The 21,784-nt window shown below is 69.8% G+C and carries 8 protein-coding genes; 4 read left to right on the top strand and 4 right to left on the bottom strand.

What is annotated here, in order from left to right:
• Positions 1-452: 452 nt before the first annotated feature.
• Genes DIE04_RS14945 through DIE04_RS14935 form a run of 3 tightly spaced genes read left to right on the top strand, consistent with a single transcriptional unit; the run spans position 453 to position 5,283 of the window.
• The gene (locus tag DIE04_RS14945; RefSeq protein WP_124522915.1) at positions 453-3,329 is read left to right on the top strand and encodes a xanthine dehydrogenase family protein molybdopterin-binding subunit; all 2,877 of its coding nucleotides are present in this window, start codon (positions 453-455) and stop codon (positions 3,327-3,329) included.
• Positions 3,326-4,027, top strand: a complete 702-nt coding sequence (locus DIE04_RS14940) for a (2Fe-2S)-binding protein (protein ID WP_124522917.1) — start codon at positions 3,326-3,328, stop codon at positions 4,025-4,027. The genes DIE04_RS14945 and DIE04_RS14940 overlap by 4 nt, the downstream gene beginning before the upstream one ends.
• Positions 4,024-5,283, top strand: a complete 1,260-nt coding sequence (locus tag DIE04_RS14935; protein ID WP_124522919.1) for a cytochrome c — start codon at positions 4,024-4,026, stop codon at positions 5,281-5,283. Before DIE04_RS14940 ends, DIE04_RS14935 begins: the two co-directional genes overlap by 4 nt.
• A gap of 95 nt (positions 5,284-5,378) precedes the next feature.
• Here the strand turns inward: DIE04_RS14935 and DIE04_RS29765 are convergent, their stop codons facing one another.
• The 3 genes from DIE04_RS29765 to DIE04_RS14925 all read right to left on the bottom strand — a co-directional run bounded on the left by DIE04_RS29765 (position 5,379) and on the right by DIE04_RS14925 (position 7,910).
• Positions 5,379-5,549 (bottom strand): hypothetical protein, encoded by a 171-nt coding sequence (locus DIE04_RS29765; RefSeq protein ID WP_185500360.1) that lies wholly within the window; start codon positions 5,547-5,549, stop codon positions 5,379-5,381.
• A 275-nt stretch (positions 5,550-5,824) separates the two neighbouring features.
• Positions 5,825-6,316, bottom strand: coding sequence for a peptidoglycan-associated lipoprotein Pal (gene pal / locus DIE04_RS14930; RefSeq protein WP_124484754.1), 492 nt, complete (start codon positions 6,314-6,316; stop codon positions 5,825-5,827).
• Between the two features lie 334 nt (positions 6,317-6,650).
• Positions 6,651-7,910, bottom strand: coding sequence for a porin (locus DIE04_RS14925; RefSeq protein WP_124519407.1), 1,260 nt, complete (start codon positions 7,908-7,910; stop codon positions 6,651-6,653).
• A gap of 569 nt (positions 7,911-8,479) precedes the next feature.
• On the opposite strand from DIE04_RS14925, the gene DIE04_RS14920 reads away from it, so the two are divergent.
• Positions 8,480-20,872 carry an LWXIA domain-containing protein gene (locus DIE04_RS14920; RefSeq protein WP_124522921.1) on the top strand — a complete coding sequence of 4,131 codons (12,393 nt, stop codon included), beginning with the start codon at positions 8,480-8,482 and terminating at the stop codon, positions 20,870-20,872.
• 119 nt (positions 20,873-20,991) lie between these two features.
• On the opposite strand, the gene DIE04_RS14915 is transcribed toward DIE04_RS14920, so the two are convergent.
• Positions 20,992-21,648: a response regulator transcription factor gene (locus DIE04_RS14915; protein ID WP_124522923.1), complete on the bottom strand. Its 657-nt coding sequence runs from the start codon at positions 21,646-21,648 to the stop codon at positions 20,992-20,994.
• Positions 21,649-21,784: the final 136 nt, after the last annotated feature.

Genomic DNA, 21,784 nt, shown 5'->3' with positions numbered 1-21,784 from the left:
GCCCGGCACGGGATGGCCGGCGAACCGGATGCGCACGACATTAACATGAAACATCGGCCGCGCGTGCCGTGCGGGGACGTCGGCGCGTCGTCGTCAACTTCGTTCGCGCGCATCTTGCGGATTCGCCGATGCGCAGGCAGGATCGTTGCCGACGGAACGATCTCGGGCAGCCGCGCGCGGACCGGTTTCAGCCCGCGCCGCACGCGGGCCGCCGATGGCGCACGATCGGCCGGCAGCCACCGATGCGGCCGGCGCGACACCGCGCAGTCGCACGCGTGTGCCGCCCGCGACCGCGCGCCGCAGCTCGTCCGAATCCCGTTATAAGAAATCCAATAAGCAATTCATGCGAGAAATACTATAGGCGATATATCAAAAACAATGCCAGAATGCGCGCCGCTCCGAACGCCGCGACACCCGATCGCCGTCCGAGCCGCATCAGGAGGTTCCCCCCAATGAAAAACCACGGCCTGTCACGGCGGGGTTTTCTGAAAGCCAGCGTGCTGGCGGGCGTCGCGGTCTACGTCGCGCCCATCGGCAGCCGCGCGTTCGCGGCGCTCTTCGAAGAAAAACTCCTCACTCCCGTCAAATGGGATAGCGTCACCGGCATCCCCCAATTCCGCATCGACGGCATCGCGAAGGTCACGGGCTCGAAAGTGTTCGCCCGCGACGTGCGCGCGGCCGACATGCCGCACTGGCCGCAGCAGCAGTCGCACGCGCTGATCCTGCGCGTCACGCAGGCCGACCGCACCTACGAGGGCTTCGACCTGTCGCTGCTCGGCGACGAGCTGAAGCCGGACCGCGTGGTCACGGCCGACGATCTCGCGCGCGACGGCGTCGCGTTCCCGACGTTCTACGGCGACGACATGCTGTTGCCCGCCGGCAAGACGCCCGCGTATCTCGGCCATGCGGTCGCGATCCTGATCTACCACGACTTCGCGCGCTTCCGCTTCGCGAAGAACGCGCTCAAGTTCCGCGACGACGTGATCCGCTACGGCGCGGTCACGGGCCCGCTCGAGCGCGATCCGTGGGGTACCTTCCGCTACGTGCGGGTGGGCGGCAAGACGGCCTACGACGACGATGTCTATTCGAGCCTGAAGGATGCGCCGATCTTCCCGAGCATGATGCGCAAGCACCTGCCGGTCTGGCCGGACGGCAAGGAGCACGGCAAGCTCGACGAGCAGGGGATGTTTCTCGCCGGCCAGATCGCCGCGGAACTCGACCATCCGTCGGCCGACTGGCTCGTGTTCGACCGCGAGTACAACACGCAGTCGGTCGACACCGCCGCGCTCGAACCCGACAACGCGAACTGCTGGTACGACGCCGCGACGCAGTCGCTGCACCTCGTCGTGCCGACCCAGTCGCCGCTCGAAGTGTCGGAGAACGCGGCCGCGATGGTCGCGAAATGCCGCTTCCCGGTGAAGAAGCTGTTCGTGCATCCGTGCTACACGGTCGGCTACGGCTCGAAGGATCACTTCAACGTGCCGTTCTACGGGCTCGTCTGCGCGCTGTACGCGGACGGCCGCCCCGTGCGGTTCGCGAACGACCGCTACGAGCAGTTCCAGACGTCGCTGAAGCGTCACGCGTTCAGGATGCGTTACCGGATCGCGGTCGACCGCAACACGGGCCTGCTGCAATCGTTCAAGGGCGACTTCGAGGCGAACGGCGGCGGGCGCTCGAATTTCTCGCCGTCGGTGGCGATGGTCGGCGCGACGGCCGCGCAATCGATCTACTACTTCCCGAAGAGCGACCTCGCGGCGGTCGCGATCGCGTCGCGTGCGATCGATGCCGGCTCCGCCCGCGGCTACGGCACGCTGCAGAGCATGGCCGCGACCGAGATGGCCGTCGACGAGATCGCCGCGCAACTGAACCTCGACCCGATCGAATTCCGCCTGCGCAACGCGCTGCGTTCGGGGATGAAGAACACCCAGGGCGCGATTCCCGCCGGCGCGCTGCGCGTCGACGAAGTGCTGGAGCGCGCGAGGCAGCATCCGCTGTGGACGCGTCGCGCGGCGCGCAAGGCCGAATTCGAGGCCGCGAACCCGGGCAAGCGCTACGGTGTCGGCTTCGCGTGCGTGCAGAAGGACTTCGGCACGGGCGCCGAGGCATCGTTCGCGAAGGTCGAATTCGACGAGAACGGCAAGGTGTCGCTGCAACACACGGCTGCCGAGATCGGCACCGGGATGTCGACGTCGCAGGCCGTCGCGGTCGCGAAGTGGCTCGGCCGCCCGGCGACCGAGGTGCGCGTCGCGGTGACCGAATGGCCCGACCTGCCGGTCGAGACGAACGGCGATCCGTACCTGATGTCGCAGGCCGACCAGGATCGGCTGAGCGCGAATCCGCGCTGGTCGCCGGGCTATGCGTCGCCGTCGAGCGCGACCAACTCCGCGTACTACTTCACGCACAGCACGCGCGAAGCCGCGCGCGCGGTGTTCCGCTACGGGCTGTGGCCGGCCGCGATGTCGATCTGGACGCGCGGCCTCGGCGGCGGCCAGGCCGCGCCGTACACGATCCGCATCGAGGACGCGCGCTGGGTCGACGGCAAGCTGAGCGCCGACGGCCTCGAGCCGCTGACGTTCGAGCAGCTCGCGAAGCAGGCGCATGCGCTCGGCCTGCCGACCGGCGCCGTCGTGCACGTGTTCAACCGCTGGCAATGGACCGACGCCGAGTTCGACGTGGGCGGCGCGGTCGAGCGTCTGCCGATCGACGGGTTGTCGCTGCGTGTCGGCGCGCCGAAGACGGGCGCCGACGGCCCGCTGCCCGGCACCGTCGCGCCGGCCGGCGCGACCGCGCTGCGCGGCACGCTGGCGCCGACCGCGAACGGCTATCGCGTGCTGGACCGCAAGCGCGTGTTCATCCCGCCGACGAGCCGCAACAACGCGGCCGTCACGTACTACACGGCGGTCGGCACGCTCGTCGAGCTGGCCGTGCACGAAGCGACCGGCAAGGTCGAGCTGCTCACGCATCACTCGATCATGGAGTGCGGCAACCAGATCTCGCCGCAGCTCGTGTCGGGCCAGCTGCAGGGCGGCCTCGCGATGGGTATCGGCCATGCGCTGCACGAGTACCTGCCGCTCTACGAAGACGGCCCGGGCAACGGCACGTGGAACTTCAACCGTTATCAGCTGCCGCGCGCGACCGACGTCGCCGTGTGGTCGCAGACGGGCGACATCCTGCCGCCGCTGTCCGAGACCGATCCGCCGAAGGGTGTCGCCGAAGTGGTGATGATCCCCGTCGTCGGCGCGATCGTGAACGGCATCGCGCACGCGATCGGCCATCGTTTCACCGACTTGCCGGTGACCCCGCAAAAGATTCAGGAGGTGCTCGCATGACGACCGCCCAAACCGCCGCGTCGGCCGCGAGCGCCAGCGCGGCCGTGCCGAACGCGGCTTCGGCCGCGCCGGCATCCGCATCCGCTGCGGTGCCGGCTGCATCGGCTGTATCCGCCGCAGCTCCGGCCGCCGTCGAGCGTCCGCTCGTGCGCTTTCAGCTGAAGCCGCTGTCATTGAAGATCAACGGCAAGTCCGTCGGCCCGATGCAGGTGCCCGAGGGGCTGATGATGATCGAGTTCCTGCACGAGTACGCGGGCCTCACCGGTTCGCGGCTCGGCTGCGGGCAGGGCATCTGCCACGCATGCGTCGTGATCGTCGACAAGCCGGACGGCACCAGCGAGGAAATGCGCACCTGCATCACCGGCGCGCACTTCTTCCACGGCCGTTCGATCCGCACGATCGAAGGCCACGCGAAGCGCAACGAAGCCGGCGAAGTGGTGGAACTGTCGCCGATCCAGCAGAAGTTCCTCGAGCACTTCAGCTTCCAGTGCGGCTACTGCACGCCGGGTTTCGTCAACGCGGCGACGGTGCTGATCGAGCGGCTGACGCGCGAGCCGGTCGCGAAGGCCGACGTCGAGCGCACGATCACCGACGCGCTGAACGCGCACCTCTGCCGCTGCACGGGTTACGTCCGCTACTACCAGGCCGTGAAGGACGTGATCCTGACGACGCCGGGACTCGTGAAGGACGCCGCATGAAACGCACATTCGCCCATCGTGCCGCGCGGGCCGCGGGCCTGCCCGCGCTCGCGGCCGCCTGCGCGCTGCTGCTCGCCGCCTGCGGCGGCCACGACGCCCCGGCCGCGAACGCGGCTTCCGGCGCGCCCGGCGCCGACCCGGTCGCGCGCGGCCGTTATCTCGTCAAGGCCGCCGACTGCGCGGCGTGCCACACCGCGAAGGACGGCGCGCCGTTCGCCGGCGGAGCGCCGCTCGAGTCGCCGTTCGGCACGTTCTACGGTTCGAACATCACGCCCGACAAGGATCACGGGATCGGCAGCTGGAGCGCGGACGACTTCTACGCCGCGCTGCACGACGGCAAGGCTCCGGCCAAGCGACTGTATCCGTCGATGCCGTACACGTCGTACCGGCAGCTCACGCGCGCCGACAGCGACGCGATGTACGCGTACCTGAGGACCGTGAAGCCGGTCGCGCAGGAGAACCGCGCGCACGCACTCAAGTTCCCGTACAACCTGCGCTTCGGCATGGTGTTCTGGGACATGGTGTTCCTGAAGGACAGCCTGCCCGACGCGTCGCGCGGCCAGTCCGCCGACTGGCAGCGCGGCCGCTACCTCGCGGGCGCGCTCGGCCACTGCGCGGAATGCCACACGCCGCGTGCGTTCACGGGCCAGCTCGACGGCGCGAAGCCGTTCGCGGGCGCGGCGCTCGGCCGCGTGGCCGCACCGGACATCACGCCGGCCGGCCTCGCCGCGCGCGGCTGGACGGGCACCGACCTGCAGACGTTCTTCGGCGTCGGCATCGCGCCGCAAGGCTCGGCGTTCGGCGAAATGTATCCGGTCGTGCACCTGAGCACGCAGTACCTGGCGAAGGACGACCTGCGCGCGCTGTCCGTGTACCTGCTCGGCGATACGCCGCCGGCACCGCAGCCGGTGAAGCCGGTGTCGGCCGACGCCGCGCAGCTCGCGGCCGGCCGCTCGGTGTATCTCGCGGTGTGCGCGGGCTGCCACGGCTTCAACGGCGAAGGCAAGCCGCACGTGGCGGTGCCGATGAACGGCAATTCGACGCTGCGCCAGGGCGACGCGCGCAACCTGCTGGTCGCGATGCTCGACGGCGTCGACGAGCAGAAGTTTGCCGGCTACGAAAACCTGCAGCCGATGCCGGGTTTCGCGCACACGCTGAGCGACGACGAACTCGCGCAGCTCGCGAACTACCTGCGTGCGACATGGGGCGGACAGCCCGCAAGCGTCACGCCGGCCGACGTGAAGGCCATGCGTTGAGCCGTCGAGCGGCAGGGCGGGGCGTCGCGCGCAACGCAGCCGGTTCCCGGCCGTGTTCCCGCGCGATGCCTCGCCCGATTCCGGGAGGCGGTGTTTCAGTAGCCTCCGCCGCCTCCGCCGCCACTACCCCCTCCGTTGCCGCCCGCGCCGCCGTAGCGGCTCATGCCGGATCCTTGCGACATCCCGCCGCCCGACGACGTACATCCCGCCGACAGCACCAGCATCAGCGCCGCGACGAGCGCCGCGGCCAATCTTGCCGATTTCATTTCACTCTCCTTGGACCGCGCAGGCCGCGCGGCAGGGCGGTTCGCGTGAACCGGCGACCGCGCGATGACGAAACGTCTCCGTCAGGCGGTTTATTCCATGTTTTTTGGGTATCAGTGCGTCGCGGCATATAGCGACACGAATCGGCGCGCGGGGCGCACGCGCTCACACGAGCACGAGCACGAGCACGAGCACGCAGCCGGGGCGCCCCGGCGATTCGTCGCATGACAGGTAACGGGGGACGGGGCCGGAATGTCGCCGTCGCGGCGGCATCCGGTCAACGATAGACGAGATCGGCGCGGCGGTTCTGCGCCCATGAATCTTCGTCGTGGCCGAGCGCGACCGGCTTTTCCTTGCCGAGGCTGACCGCTTCGAGTTGCGTGGCCTGCACGCCCAGCGTTTCGAGCGCGCCCATCACGGCTTGCGACCGGCGTTGGCCGAGCGCGAGGTTGTATTCGGACGTCCCGCGTTCGTCGGTGTTGCCCTGGATCAGCACGCGGCGCGACGGATGGCTGCGCAGGTAGTCGGCGTGCGCCTGCAGCAGCGTCTGGTATTCCGGCTTCACGGAGTACTGGTCGAAATCGAAGTAGACGCTGCGCTTCGCGAGCGGGCTGTTTGGGTTGTCGAGATCGTCGGCCGCCACCGTGGCGACCGCTTCGCTCGATGGCGCCGGCGCCATCTCGGCATTCTCGGGCGTTTTCGCCGCGTGGTGGCAACCCGCCAGCAGCGCGAACGCCGCAATGACCGCGAATCGGTTCGTTTTGCTCATCGTGCGTCTCCTGCGGTTGACTGCATGGAAAGCGTGGTGGGGCGATCTGCCGCGTCACGCATGCGGCGAGACGACATGAAAGCGCCGGCTTCCGTGCGCGATGCGCTTTCGTAAGCCGGCGACGTGCCGGATGAAAGATTGTCTCGGCCGGACGCCGACGCACGGCGCCGCTGCAACAAGATTAGGAAAAATGTCACAGTGTGACCAGTTTCTCCGTCTTTTTCGCGCGGAAACGACGCAGGACGCATTCTTGCTTGCGCGAACGCGCGCAGCATGCGCCGCGCATGCGTGATGCGCCTTTCCGGTGCGGGCGTATCGCGCGTCGCCGGCGCACTCAGAACTTGTGCCGCAGCCCGAGCGCGACCACGACCTGGTTGCTGTTGGCCGAAGGCGTCATGGTCCAGACGGTCGCGTTGAACGCGGGGTTGCCGTTGCCGCCGCTCACGCTTTGATAGACGGCTTCGAGATACGCGTCCGTGCGTTTCGAGAATGCGTAGTCCGCCTGCGTGACCACCTGGTTCCATTTCGGGCGCGTCTGGCCCGTGCGCGTGTCGAAACGGCCCATCGTGTACGTGTACGCGGCGGCCACGCTGAACGCCGGCGTGACGAAGTAGCGGCCGTCGACCGTGAAGTTGTCGAACACGAGCGATTCACCCTTCAGCGGGGTGATGCCGCTGCCCTGGAGTACGCCGCTCACGCCGTCGGTGGCCGAGTGCGACCATGAGGCACCGACCGAATGCGGGCCGAACGCATAACGGCCGGCCAGGGCCCAGATCTGCTGGTTGCCGCCCGTGATCGTCGCGGAGCCGTCGAGCGTGCTCAGTGCGCCGTCCGGATTCGGCGCGTTGCGGTCGCGGCTGATCTTCAGGTAACCGGCGCCGAGCTTCAGCGGCCCGTTCGCATACCCGAGCCCCGCGCTCCATACGGCGTTGTTCGAGAACGCGCCGGCCGTGTTCGAGAATCCGAACATCGCGCCGAGCGTCAGCCCGCGATACGTCGGGCTCGTGTACTTCACCGCATGGTTGATGCGCAGGTTGCGGTTCGAGTCGTCGTTGTCGTACGGATGCACCGCGAGGTTGCCGCCCCAGCCGGGGCCCGACGCGCCGAGCGGCGTCACGAAATCGAGGATCAGGTCGTACTGGCGGCCGAACGTGAGCGTGCCGGCCGTCCGCGAGCTCAGGCCGAGCCACGCCTGACGGCCGAACAGGTCGACGCCTTTCTGCGACAGCTTGCCGGTCGTGCCCGAGAAGCCATTCTCGAGCGTGAAGACCGCTGCCGTCCCGCCGCCGAGATCCTCGCGGCCGCGCAGCCCCCAGCGCGACGCGTTCAACGCACCGCTCGTCATTGCGACGCTGCCGCTGCCCGGCGAACCGGCGCCTTGCGTACGCTGGTTGGTCGAATAGGTGATCGACGTATCGATCAGGCCGTACAGCGTCACGCTGCTCTGTGCTCGCGCGGCGCAGGGAATCAGGAAGCCGGCCGCACAGGCGGCAATCACGCTCAGCGGGAGCGCACCGGTACGACGGCCGCGGCGGGCGGCAAGCGGCGCGGCGACGCGTGCGCCGGCGGGCTTGGTTGTTTTATAGGAATGCATATGACTTTTTTCGCTGGTCTCCGGCCCGATCGCCGGTGGGTCGTATCGGCGCGCGGGCCGACGGATCGAGTGGGCATTATTGGAGAACGTGCGACCGGCGATTAAGGCGCTGCACAGGAAAGGTCCTCTGCGGGATCGCGTGGAATCGCGGGGTTTCGACGCGGGGTGTTTCGGTCGAATCTGCGCGAAATACGGCCGTCTCGCGTGCGGAACGATTCGGCAGCGCCGGGGCGGTTCAGCGTGAGCGTCGGCGCGTTCAGGAGCAGGCGGCGGAGCGCGGCGGGGTGGGGATGCGTCGCGAAAGGTCGTGAGTCGCCGGTCGGCGGCATCGTGTATTTCTGACCCGATGCGCGGCAACCAGCAAAATTTTCCGCCCGAAGCGCCAAGGACCGAATCGCGGCATCGGGTTGATTGCGTTCGTAGCGCGGGTCTTCCCGCGCTGCCGCAACCGGCCCGGCGACTACGTAATGCGCGGCTTTTTCACGTGCGCCCGTTCGGCACAATGGACCATTGCGCGTGGCCCGCCTGCCGCTGTGCCGGCACGTCACGCATGCCGCGGGAGAACGGACATGGTGTTGATGGCTGTGGGCGGGGGCGGACCGGTGAACGTGCCGCAGCCGCAGGATGACAACGATCCGGCACCGACGAACGGGGCCGGCAGCACCCCGCCGGCGCAGACGCCGGAACAGCAGGCCCTCGCGGCCGCCCAGGCCGAGACGCAGCGCCTGCTGCAGCTCGCGCAGGCCGAAATGGCGACGCTCAAGCGCCTGCACGACCAGGGCGCGTCGCAGGCCGATCTCGACAACCAGGTGAAGAAGGCCGAAGCGGCATGGGGCTCGGTGCAGGCGGCCGTCGAGAACCAGATGCGCGTCGCGGCCGACGGCGGCGGCGACGCGAACAAGGCGATCGCGGGCGTGGCCTCGGATCTGCGCAATGCGACGCCGAACGATCCGGTGCTCGGCTCGGTGCTCGACGATGCGCAAAAGGCGGTGTCGGCCGAATCGGCGCCCGAGCGGGCGACCAACGTGAAGGCGTTCCAGTTCGCGCTGGCGATGCAGAAGGACCAGGCCGCGAACGCCGACGTGAAGCAGTACGACGCGCTGCCGGGCGGAATCCGGCGCGCCGATCCCGACACCGGCGTGCAACTGCGCCAGGCGGCCGGCACGGCCGACACGAATGCCAACAACGCGTACACGGCCCTCACCACCGCGTTGCGCCACGAGTACAGCACGTCGGCCGCGACGCTGCGCCTGAACGACGCGAAGGCCGATTACGCGGCGTGGCAGAAGGAGCCGGGCGGATTGCGCCGTGCCGACGAGGCCGACGTCACGCAGGCGCTGGCACAGGCGCAGAGCCAGTACGACAAGGTCGTGACGGGCGGCGACGACACCGCACTGACCTACGTGACGGCCGACGAGCAGAAGCAGGTCGTCGCGTCGGTGAAGCAGAATCACGACGGCATGTGGTACACCGGCCTCGTCGACGCGCTGGGCGAGGAAAGCCAGCTCAAGCGCACGATCGCGACGATCAATCCCGACGATCCGTCGCTGTCGCCGCAGATGAAGCAACTCGCGCAATCCGATCCGGTCACGTTTGCGCTGTTGCAGGACACCGGTGTGACCGTCGATCCGAACGATCCGAAGCTGTCGCCGCAGGAGAAGGCGCTCGCGCAGCAGAATCCGCTCGCGGAAGCGTTCGTCAAGCTGACGGGCATTCCGGTGAGCACCGACGGCAAGAGCGACGCGGACGCGAAGGCGCTGAACGCGCAGATCGACCAGGCGGGCGGCGTGTTCGCGTACGCGATGGCGCAGGCGCAGGCGGACAAGAACAATCCCGGTTACCAGAAGATCCAGACGCTGCTTGCGGCGGCGCCCGAGGTGCGGCTGCAGTACACGAAGCAGCAGGTCGCGCAGCTGATGCAGGGCCCGGGCAGCAATCCCGGCGCGGCGCTCCAGGTGCTGAAGACCAACATGGACGCGTCGTTCTCGCTCGACGAGCGCCAGACGCTGTGGACCCAGGCCGGCCAGCCGCATTTCGACGCGAAGTTCATCCATTCGCAGATCGATCCGCTGATGCAGAAGCCCGATGCGGATGCAACGGATCAGGCGAGCATGCGTGCGCGTTACGACGACACGATGAACGCCGACAAGGCCGGCAAGTGGATGCAGGACATCCTGAACAATGCGCCGCCCGAGTTCGCGGGCGTCGTGCTCGATACCGTCGAGCACGATTTCGGCAACAAGTGGATGCAGACGAACACGGGCACGCCGCAGCCGTACGGGCAAGGCACCGAGTTCTACAAGGGGCTCAGCAAGGCGGTCGGGCTGGCGGACCAGCAACCGACCGCGAGCGGCGTGCCCGTGCGGCGCGAGGACGACGTCGCGAACTGGCTGCTTAACGACAAGGGCAACGCGAAGACGCTGATCTACACGCTGCGCGGCAGCAACACCGGCTACGGTTTCGACACGGTGCGCGAGGCGCTGTCGTCGGGTGTCGATCCGGCGCTGTCGAAGGCGCTGCTGTCGAAGATGCAGAACGACGACCGGTTCCAGGCGGGCTTCGCGAACGACTTCCAGCTGCGTTACGACCAGGGCACCAAGAGTGCGCAGAACAAGCAGAACAAGGACGCCGCCAACGCCAGCTACAAGCTGTTCCAGGCCGATCCGGACAAGCAGCTGAAGGCGTATTTCGACGACTTCCAGAAGAACTTCGACGACAAGTCCTACACGTTCGCCACCGGCTCCGACCAGATGACGAACTTCGTCGGCGCGGGGCTCGGAATCCAGCCGGACGACCCAGCCGCGACGCCGACCGACCGCAACGACGTGCCGTCGATGGCGATGCTCGAGCAGTTGATCGTCGGCAACGGGCAGTTGCAGAACGGGGTGGCGGTCAACAGTCGGTCGCTGTACGCGAGGAATTCGGCGGCGACGCAGATGATCCAGACCGTCGTCGACCAGATCCGCAAGGTCGGCGGCGACCACGCGGTCGTGTCGCTGGTGCCGATCTACTACGTGTCGAAGGGGACCGGTACCGCGCCGAGCGCATTGTTCAAGGTGCAGGTCGCGAACCATCCGGACCAGTTCAAGCTGATCGACGATCGCGGCTGGAAGTACGACACCGTCGACGACTACCAGCACAACAACGCGCTGTCGGACGACGGCAAGCTGTACGTGCCGAAGAGCCTGACGAACGGCGCGGCGTCCGGCGGTTACGCGCAATACGAATCGATCGACGCACACAAGACGGAGTGGTACCAGCACGTCGAACACTATCTCGAGATCGGCACGGGGATTCTCGCCGCGGCCGGCGGTGTCGTGCTGGTCGCGAGCGGCATCGGTGCGCCGGTCGGCGGCCTGATGCTCGGCGCCGCGTGGACCGCGGTCGGCGCCGGGATGGCGGTCGGCGTGCCGGCCGCGATCGGCGACCTGAACAATCTGAGCGAGCACGGGCAGTCGATCGGCTTCGGCAATGCGCAGGCGCGCGGCGACTGGATCAGCCTGATCGGCAGCGGCGCGGGCATCGCGGGCGGCGGGCTCGGCGTCGCGGCGAAGTCGCTCGCGGAGGCGTCGTCGCTGCTGCGCACGACGGGCCAGGTCTCGGACATGGTCACGCTGGCATCGCGCGGCGAGGGCGTGACGGCCGACGTGGCCGGTCTCGGCCGTTTCGCGCAGGAAGCCGACGCGTTCCAGTCGGTCGCGCAGACGACGGGCCGCACGGCCGGCGTGCTCAACGTCACGGGCGGCGCGATCGGCGGCTATCAGATGGTCGACCAGGGCGTGTCGCTCGTGAAGAACTGGGACGCGATGTCCGATTCCGATCGCGCGCAGCAGTTGCTGAACCTCGGGATCGGCGTCGCGCAGATGGGCCTCGGCTCGCATACGCTGATGGAACGGCCGATTCGGGCGATCACGAAGACGCCGGCCCCGCCGGCGACGCAGCGGCCGATCACGATCGACGTGGCGAACGCGATGTTCGCCAACGGGCTGGCGAACCAGCGCCTCGCGGTCGGCGAGATCGGCAACCCGTGGCAGCACGCCGAGGAACAGGCGGCCAGCTTCGGCGAGCCCGTCGGCGACGGCGAGCCGGTGTCGCCGGCGGAAGGCGGGCTGCGGTCGCGCTTCACCGCGTGGCTGCGCGCGCGCCGCACGCAGGGCACGCCGGACGACGGCGACGCGATCCTGCTGCGGCTCGCGCCCGATGCCGAAGGGATCGACGGCGAAGCGACGCCGGCCGTTGCCGCCGCGATCGCGGGCGATGATGCGACGCCGGCCGGGGCCGGCACGCCGGCCACGGCGGGACGCCCCGCGTCGTGGCCCATTCCCGCGCATGTGGCGGCCGATCCGGACGCGCTGGCCGGCGTGGTCGGGTCGATTCTCGACAGCGGCAACCGCCTCGAGGACGTCGAATACTACGTGTACGCGCTGGAGGACGGCGAAGGGAACGTGCGCAAGCCGGACGAAGACGGACTCCCCTCGACCGAACGCGGCGACCTGGGAGACGACATCCGGGCGGCGAACGCGGACGCGCGGCGCGCGGCGGCCGGGGACGATCCGGTGAAGCTCGCGGCCGCCGCCTCCAGCGAGGACGGCACGATCGGCGTCACGCGTTACGCGTCGTTCCACGACGCGATGATGGTCGCCCGCGGCGGCGTGGCGGCGGGCCGCTACCAGGTCGCGCTGGTCGACCACGGCGCGCTCGCCGCGGACGGGACGGTGCCGCCCGAAGCGGTGGTCGCCCGGGTCGGGCTCAACGACGCCGGCGACGCGCTGATGCTGTCGATGAACGACGCGTACGATCGCACGCTGCGCGTGATGTACCCGCGCGGGTTCGATCCCGCCAAGCCGCTGATCCGCAGCGAGGACGGCCGGCGTGTCGACGTGATCAACGCGCCGCCCGGCATGGACGAAACGCAATGGGGCGCGTATCCGCGCCGCGAAGCCGACCTCGCGATCTATTCGAACCATCCGGACCAGCCCGAGAACCGGCTGCCGGCGGGCGAGCGGCCATTGATGCCGGTGCCGCCCGGCTACTTCGCGGTGTACGCGCATGCGTGGTCCGACGCGTTCGCGAGCGCGACCGGCAAGCCGATGAGCGCGGAAGACCTGGCCGAGCTGGTGCGCCAGAGCGGCTGGGACGGCAAATCGCCGGTGATCCTCTATGCATGCGGCGCGGGTACGCGGGTGAGCCCGCTCGCGCAACTGCTCGCGAACGTGCTGGGGGTGGACGTGTACGGCGCAAGCGGCTTCGTCGCGTGGCGTTCGCCGCGCTATCGCAGCGACGGCAGCCCGGACTCCGGCTATACGACCGGCATCGTGGTGGAGCCCGGCGCCCCCAGCCTCGCGGGGAAGCCGGACCATTCGGTGCAGCATGCGCCGCGCACCTACCGCTTCTCGCCCGCGCTGGCGGTCATCGACCAGGGCGCGCACGCGGTCGACTGGAGCACCGTGGCGCCGCGCCCGGTGTCGAATCGCTGGGGCGGCAGCGGCGCGGCGGGCGACGCGCGCGTGCCGCTCGGTGTCTACGTCTGGCGCGTGCTGACGAATCGCGGCGGCGCGGTCATCAATCCGCGCAGCCGCAGCCCGGCGAGCGCGCTCGAGATGACCCACGCGCTGGAGGAACTGGCGTGGAAAGGCTATACGCCGGGCACGCCGATCGCGCTGGAGGGGCCGCACAGCGGCGCCGATCCCGAATTGCTGCAGGAATTCGCGGACCTGATCCAGGCGCCGGTGTTCGGCCGGCTCGGCGACGACGACGCGGCCGGCTGGCGGCGCGCGATCCCCGATCCGGGCCGCCGGCTCGCGCGCTTCCAGATCGAACCCGACGTGAACGGCAAGTTCTCGCCCGGCCGCGCGCAGCCGGTTCGCGTCAATCCGCTGGAATTGCGGCCGGTGCCGGGCTCGAATGTCGTGAACCTGCTGGGCCACGCGACCGCGCGGCAGTTCCTGAAGGTGTCGGGCTTCGACATCGCCGAATCGCATGGCACGAAGCCGCGCGACGTGAGCTGGGACAGCGCGATCGCCATCACGAAAGACGGCAACACGATGTCGCCCAGGGAATTCGCGCGCAGCCTGCTCGAGGATCCGGCCTACACGGAAGGCAACGGCGTGCTGCTGACCGGCTGCTATCTCGGCTCCGGCGGCTACCCGTTCGCGCAGGAGCTCGCGTATGAACTTCAGGTGCCCGTGATCGCTTCGATCGCGTCCAATTCGATACGCGGCACCGGTGCGCTGGAACTGCACCCGAACAGCGACGACATCGTCGTGCCGGCGCACGATCCGGATGTGTCGACGCGGCTCTACCTGCATGTCCCGGAGGCGCCTGACGCGAGCGAACCGCCGCTGGTGTTCGCCCGGCGCGGCGAACCCGTGCCGGGCACGGTGGCGCACGGGTACGACGGCGCGCCGGTCGAACCGGTGCGCCCGATCGACGCGCAGATCGATCCGGACGCCGACAGCGGGCCGCGCGGCAACACCGGCACGCCGGGCGATGCCGCGCGGCCGGGCGCGACGGCACATGGGCCGGCCCAGCCGCAGCTCCCGGCGCATCCGCGTCTCGCACCAGAGCCGGATGCGGGCGAGCCGCCCGTCGACGAGCCGGTTCCGGTCGTCGACGTCGCGCCGGGGCAGATTTTCACGGCGGACGAGTGGGCCGCGCGCACCGAGCAGGCCGCCGAGGCCGAAGCCGACGACGGCCTGTCGGGGATTCCGCAGAAGACGTACCGGAACAACAGCCGCGTCTATACGGACCGCGCGATCGCCAACGACGGCGTGATGACGACGACGATTCGCGGCGAGTCGGTACTGCAACCGGGCTTCGACGACGTGACCGGCGTCGACGCGACGCAGCACCCCGAATTCCTGCGTCCGGCCGACACGCTTTTGATGCCGGCCGGCGACCCGCTGCATCCGGTCGGCGCGCGCGGGCTGATGTCGCCGCCGGGCCATCACGTCGTGTTCGGACACGGCATGTCGGCCGATGCGATGCTCGGCCCGGACGGACGGCCGGTGACGCCGGACGAGGTGGCCGAGTGTGTCGCGCCGCAGCTCGAGGCGGGGCAGGACGTGACGCTGTATTCCTGTTTCGGCGGGTCGGACAAGCACGATCCGTTGCGCGTCGCGCCGGGCCAGGTGCGGGCCGCGAGCGGGACGTTCGCGGCCGCGCTCGCGCAGCGCCTGTCCGAACTCACCGGGCGGCCGACGTCGGTCTGGGCGCCGCAGGACATCCTGCTCGTCAAGCCGGACGGCTCGGCCACCGTGCGCGTGACGCGCCGGACCGGCGAGGTCGACAGCGATCGCCTGCCGATGCAGCGCTTCGTCGGCGATCCCGCGCGGGCAGGCCGCCCGGCACTGCCCGCCGGACCGGACGCGGAACCGGCGCCGAGCGCCGCGCATACGGCGCCGCCGCCACGGGCCGAGCGGCCGGCGCGTCCGACGGTGCCGCGCGTGCCCGATCCGACGTTCGCCGATCCCGGCTACGACTTCACGCCGATTCCGGACGGCACGTTCGAATCGGTCACGCTCGACCATCCGTTCCGCAGCGCGCTGGCCGACCGGCCGGGCGTGATCGGCGATGCCGCGCGCGTGACGCAGGCCGGCGGCACCGTGAGCCAGCACTGGCCGAGCTATTTCCTCGACGGCCCCGAGCCGACCCGCGTGATCGACGACGTGATGCAGGCGTTCGACGCGGCCGGCCTGACGAACCTGCGCGTCGAATTCGTGACGGGCGACGACAGCATCGTGCTGGGCAGCGGCACCGATTTCGGCGCGCTCGATCCCGAGGCGGGCTGGTTCCGGTTCAGCGGCACGGTGCCGGACGCCGCGGCGTCGGCAGCGCACGCGACGGGCCGCACGGCCGCCGAAGCGCGGCGCGCGTTGCCGGAAGGCGTGACGACGGTCGCGCACGACGATCTCGGGCAGGCGCTCGATGCGGCGCAAGCCGGGCCGCGCAATCACGCGTACGTGCCGGCCGATGCGCTGCCGGACGACACCGCGTTCGCGCAGGGCGACCTGACGCCGGCGGAACGCGTCGCGGCCAGCGCCACCGCGCACCTGGCCGCGGTCGAGGCCGCCGCACCGGCCGACGTCGTGCTGCTGTCGGCGCTCGGCCACGATCCGGCGAGTGCGCTGCGCATCACCACGCCCGACGGCGGCTCGCTGTTCAAGCCGGCCGGCGTCGACATGTACGTCGTGCGCACCCGCGATGCGGCGACGGGCGACGTGTCGTACCGGCTCGTCGGCGTCGATCGTTCCGGCTTGCCGGAAGGCTATGCGGCCGTGCATGCCGGCGGGACGCGCGCGCTCGGCGCGGTCGACGGCAACCCGACCTGGCCGAGGTTCGGCCACGCTGGGCCGGCCGGCCGTCTGGCGAGCCCGGCCGGCGACCCGGCAAGCAACCCGTCCGCCGCGGCGACGCCGGCCACTGTTTCCGGTCATTCAGCCGCCCCGGCCGCGCCGCAGGGTGCCGCAGCGGTCGAGGCGGAACATCAGGCGCGCGCCGCCGACTGGCTCGACACCCTCGGCCGCCGCACGCTCACGCGTGTCGACGGCCGGCATGCGCCCACGCTGGACGGACTCGCCCGGCAGCTCGGCTCCAACGCGCATGTGCTGATCACCGCGCATCACACGCCGCCCGACGGCGCCGCGGCCTACACGCCGCCGGCCTTCGTCGCGGTGCTCGAGACCGACGCGAACGGCGCGCTCGGCCCGGTGCGGATGCTGAACGGCAAGCGCATGCCGCCCGCGCTCACCAAGGCGCTGGAAAATGCCAACAGCGGCGGCCGACGCGCACGCGGGAAGTTCGATTTCCATGTGTCGCCGGTCGCGCATGACGAACTGGTGGCGTTCGGCGGCCCGTCGAAGATCGAGACGCCGGACGGCAAGACGTCGTGGGACGTGACGGCGTCGGGCCATGCGATCGAGACGACGCTCGCGGGCGACGTGTCGAAGCTGCAGGACGCGCCGGTCTTCAAGCGGCCGCGCCAGGCCGTGCGCGCGGTCTCCGGCGCGCAGCGCTGGATTCACGTGGTCGACGACGAGACGGGCAAGGTGCTCGGCCATGCGGAACGCAACACGAATCACGAGTGGAAATATTTCGAAAAGGCGTCGCTCGGCGATACGGAGATCCCCGAGCAGGATCTGCGCACGGTGTTCCGGCGCCGCCGCCGCGGCGGCATTCCGGTCGGCCGGTCGCCGCGCCGCGGGATCCGCTTCGTCGTCAGCGACGTGGCGCCGGCCACCGTCGACCGCATCGGCGGGTTCCGGCCGGCGAAGGCAGCGCCGGCCGTCGAGAAGAAACCGATCCGCTCGGCCGGCGACCTGTTCCAGTCGATCGTGCCGGTGCGCCGGCCGCTGGCGCGCGCGGAGCAGGGCGACGACGCGAACGCCGCTCCGCTGGCGCCGGTCGATCCGCATCTGTTGCCGTCGGACAAGTCCGCGCTCAACGCGGTCGACTTCAGCGGCAACAGCGTGTCGCACCTGCTGACCGCGATCCGCAACGGCGCGCTGGACGGCGGCCGCCACGTGATCTACGTGTTCAGGACGGACGGCGCGGTGGCCGAGGCGCTCGGCGATCCACTCGGCGTGATCGCCGAGCGCGATGGCGAGATGCGCTGGTTCGACAAGATCCCGCAGGTCAGCAACAAGAATCATCCGGGCGTGCCGCTCGACGCCATGCCGATCGGCAACGATCGCTTCGGCACGGACGTGCATTTCCTGCTCACGCAACTGTCGCCGCGCGATTTCCTGACCAGCGCGCGGCCGACGCGCGTCGCCGCGCTCGAAGCGCGCGCGAAGGCGCTGCACGATCAATGGAAGGCGGCGGAAGCGCGCGGCCTGCACTCGGCGCCGTTCCGCGCGCTCGCGGCGCGCACGCGGCACGGCTACAACGAGGTGCTCGCCGACTTGCGGCGCCTGGGGAGCAAGGGCACCGCGCCCGAGCCGCTGTCGATCGAGCCGTACCAGCCGGGGCTGTCGTCGGCGACCTCCGTCGAGTTCAGCCTGCGCCACGGCGCGGCGAAGCCCGAGCAGTATTTCGCGACGCACCAGCAGATCGAGGCGTACAACAAGCAGGCACAGCGGCCCGGCGACGTGAACCTCGTGCTGAAGGGCGAGCCGCAGGCCGTGATGGTCGACGTCGGCATGTGGCGCACGCTGCTCAACAAGCTGTACGTCGCGCGCGACGTGTCGACGTCCGCATCGCGGTTCCTGCCGGTGCCGGGCAAGCTGCGCGCGCGGACGCGCAACCTGGGCGCGGCGACCGTCGCCGACAAGCGGATCCGGCAGATCTTCACGCGCTCGAGTGAAGCGTTGCAGGATCGCATGGTGCCGATGGCGCGCTCGTTCTCGCTGAGCGACGATCCGGCGTTGATGGGCGCGCTGGTCGAGCGGTACGGTGGCGTGATGCCGGTCGCCACGCTCGTGATCGATCCGCATTCGCTCGCGGCGGTGCTCGGCAAGGCGCACGATCCGGATTTCCTGCGCGCGGTGCGCGCGCTCGGCGACCAGAAGCGCGCCGTGTTCGACGGCGAGAACGGGATGATCCATCCGGCCCCGGGCTCCGACGGGAAGGCGCTCGCGCTCGACGATCTCGCGCATCTGCATCGCTGGCTCGACGAGGCCGCACGCACCGGTTTCGCGATCCGGCTCGAGACGGCGCCGTCGCGCGCGCTCGTGTCCGGCGCCGACTACCGGTTCCAGTCGGGCACCAACGACACGTATCACGATTACGTGCGTGTGATGACCGCCCTCGAACGCTGGTCGAACGCGCATCCCGACACGAAGGCGCCGAACGTGATGGTCACGTTCCACGGCTGGGACGCGGTGCCGGAATCGGTGCCGGGCGGCGGACACGAGAAGCTGCTGCGCGCGGTGCTCGAGCGCAAGGGGCTCGAATGGGTGCACATGGGGCTGTCGTACGGCACCCACGGCGCGGACTTCATCGGCAACCAGGATCTCACCGGCGCGCTCGCCAAGCTGATCGTGGAGAACCGCAACCGGCCCGGGATCATCGATCGCCTGCATGGCGCCGATGCGCTCACGCGCGTGTTCGAGCGGGTCGACCGGCAGACGCTGGCGAACCAGCATCAGCTGCTGTTCGCGGAAGTCGAGCGGCTCGGTGCCGCGGACGGCATGACGCCCGCGGACATCGCCGCGCTGCGCCAGAAGCTCTACGAAGGCAACACGACCGTCTGGCTGAACCAGGCGCGCAAGGCGACGATCGAGCATGCGATGCCGCTGTGGGATGCCGACGGCAACCCGCCGCGCACCGGGACGGACGAGGGCGCACGCAGGTTCGGCGGCCGCTGGCTGGCCGACTACGGCGCCGGCGTGCCCGACCGGGTGACCACCGGCAAGCGGCCGGCCGCCGCCGACCCGCTCGACCACTGGCGCGCGGTCGTGCACGATCCGGCGCTGATCAACGACGGCACCAAGCCGATCGGCACGAGCCGCCGGGAAGCGGCGCAGCTCGCGAAGGTCGACATTCCCGACGCGAAGCGCGCGCAGGCGGAACTGCATGCGCTGCGGGTGCACGACGAACCGATCGGCGAGAACACGCCGCCGCCATCGTCCAGGCGGATCGCCGGCGACATCGCGGCGGCCACCGTGACCGGCGGCGCCGGCGCGGGCGTGCTCGTCGCGGTCGGCCGGGAGTCGGTGCGCACCGCGACGAACTCGCTGTATGCGGGCCTGCGGGTCGGGCGCGTGTTCCAGGCGCTGCATCACGGCGCGGTCGCCAGCCTGAAGAACGGCGATCCGCGCGTGTTCGATCGCGTCGTCGACCGGCTCGTGCGCGGGCTGCAAGCACAACTGAAGGCGAACGGCTTCGACGTGGACGCACGCGGCGCGCAGCTGGAGCAGATCGCGCACGAAGGCAAGGCGATGGCCGCCCAGCTGCGCGCGCTGAACGACGACGGGATGCTGTCGTTCGACGATACCGTCGCGCATACGAAGGTGATCGCCGCCGACATGCTCGCGCAGATGCAGGGCGTGGTCGGCGGGACGTCGCTGAAGCTGCTGCATCACGGCAGCCCGCGCCATTCGGTCGGCCGCGTCGGTCGCGTGCTGGCGCTCGGCGGCTACGGCGGTTCGATCACGATGAATGCGTTCAGGGCGATCACGCACGGCGACCTGCTGGCCGGCGGACAGGCGATCGGCGGCGCGTTCAGCGCCGTCTATACCGGCATCGTTTACAAGGGCAGCCTGCGCGGCGTGAATGCCGAGAACCGCAGCCAGCTGGCGCGGATCGCGAGCGCGACCGGCGACTACCTGACCTCGGCGGTCGGCATCGCAACCGGCGTGCATACCGCGCTGACCGTGGATCCGGTGACCGGCACGCTGACCGCGATGTCCGGCGCGCTGCTCGGCGCCGGGCGGCTGCATTCGCATTTCCCGAACGCGACGCCGTGGATGGAGCGCTTGCCGACCGGCATCGCGCTGGCGCCCGTGGCGATCTTCGGGGTCATGCAGGGGATCAGCCTGTACACGTCGGCAACCGCGTCGGACGATCAGCACAAGGCGCCGGGTTCGTCACCGAAACCGTCGGGTTCGAGTGCCGGGGCGCCGACGCCGGGCGCGTCGTTTGCGCCGTCGCCCGGCACGACGAGCGCACCGGTGCAGCCGAATGCGTCGGCAACACCGTCGGGATCGGCGACGGCATCGGCGTCGGCGAGCGCGCAGCCGTCGGGTACGCCATCGCAACCGGCGCAGCCTTCGACGGGTTCACCGAGCCCCGCGCCCACGCCGCTGACGGTGACCGTGGCGGCCGGCGATTCGTTGTGGACGATCGCGCAAAGTCACGAAGGATCGTTGCTTGCCGCGGCACACGTGCCGGCCGACCAGCAGCAGCGGATGTCGGACGGTCAGCGGATCGACGTCGCGCTCAACGAGATCCTGCAACTGAACCCGAACCTGGCGAGCAAGCCGGGCGAGATCGATCCGGGGCAGCTGGTCGTGGTCGGGTGACGAGGGCGGCGCGCGGAACGTGTGCGGGGCGGAAGCAAGCGACACGTCGCGCGTGACGACGACCGACGGGTGGGCGTGCCACGATGCACATGCATGCGTCGTCGTCGCCGGCCCGCGCGTCAGCGCAGGATTGCCTCCGCGCCGACATCGTCGGACCGCGGCAGCACGGTCAGGCCGTCGCGCAGCGCATACGCGATCACTTCGGCGACGTTGTGCAACGCCAGTTTCGACATCAGGTTCTGTCGATGCTTGCGTACCGTTAGCACGCTGAGATTCAGCTTGATGGCGATGTCCTTGCTCGAGTGCCCGTTGGCGATCAGCACGAGGATTTCCTTCTCCCGGGCCGTCACCGGCGGCACGGCGGCGGCGGTGTGCTCGAGGACATGGGCGAGCGAGTCGCTGACATAGCGGATACCCGACAGCACCAGCGCGACGGCACGCAGCAGCTCGTCGCCGTCTTCGTGCTTGAGCATGTAGCCGTCGACGCCGATCGCCACGGCCGCCCGGACCGTCGCCGGGTTCTGATTGCCCGTGACGACCAGGATCCTGGTCTGCGGCGATTGCGCCTTGACTTGCTTCGCCAGTTCGATGCCGGGGAAGCCGGGTAGATCGAGATCGAGCAGCAGCAAATCGGCCTGCGTATCGCACACCAGCCGACCGACCATCCGGCCGTCGCCGGTCTCCCCCACGACGGTCCAGTTCGCTCGCGTCTTCAGCAGCAACTTCAGCCCGTCGCGAATGATGGCGTGATCTTCGGCAAGCACGATTTTTTTCATTTTTCTTTCGCCTTCTCCCGGGGCACCCGGAAGCTCGTTCCTTTGCGACAATACGATGCAACCCCGTTGCGACGTGTCACGCGGCGGGCGAGATCGACGCTCGCTCCGTTCAACGCCGGATCCGCTACGCGATTTT

It is taken from the genome of Burkholderia sp. Bp8994, assembly GCF_003853805.1.
GTDB lineage: Bacteria > Pseudomonadota > Gammaproteobacteria > Burkholderiales > Burkholderiaceae > Burkholderia.
This window is presented reverse-complemented; position numbering and strand designations above follow the sequence as displayed.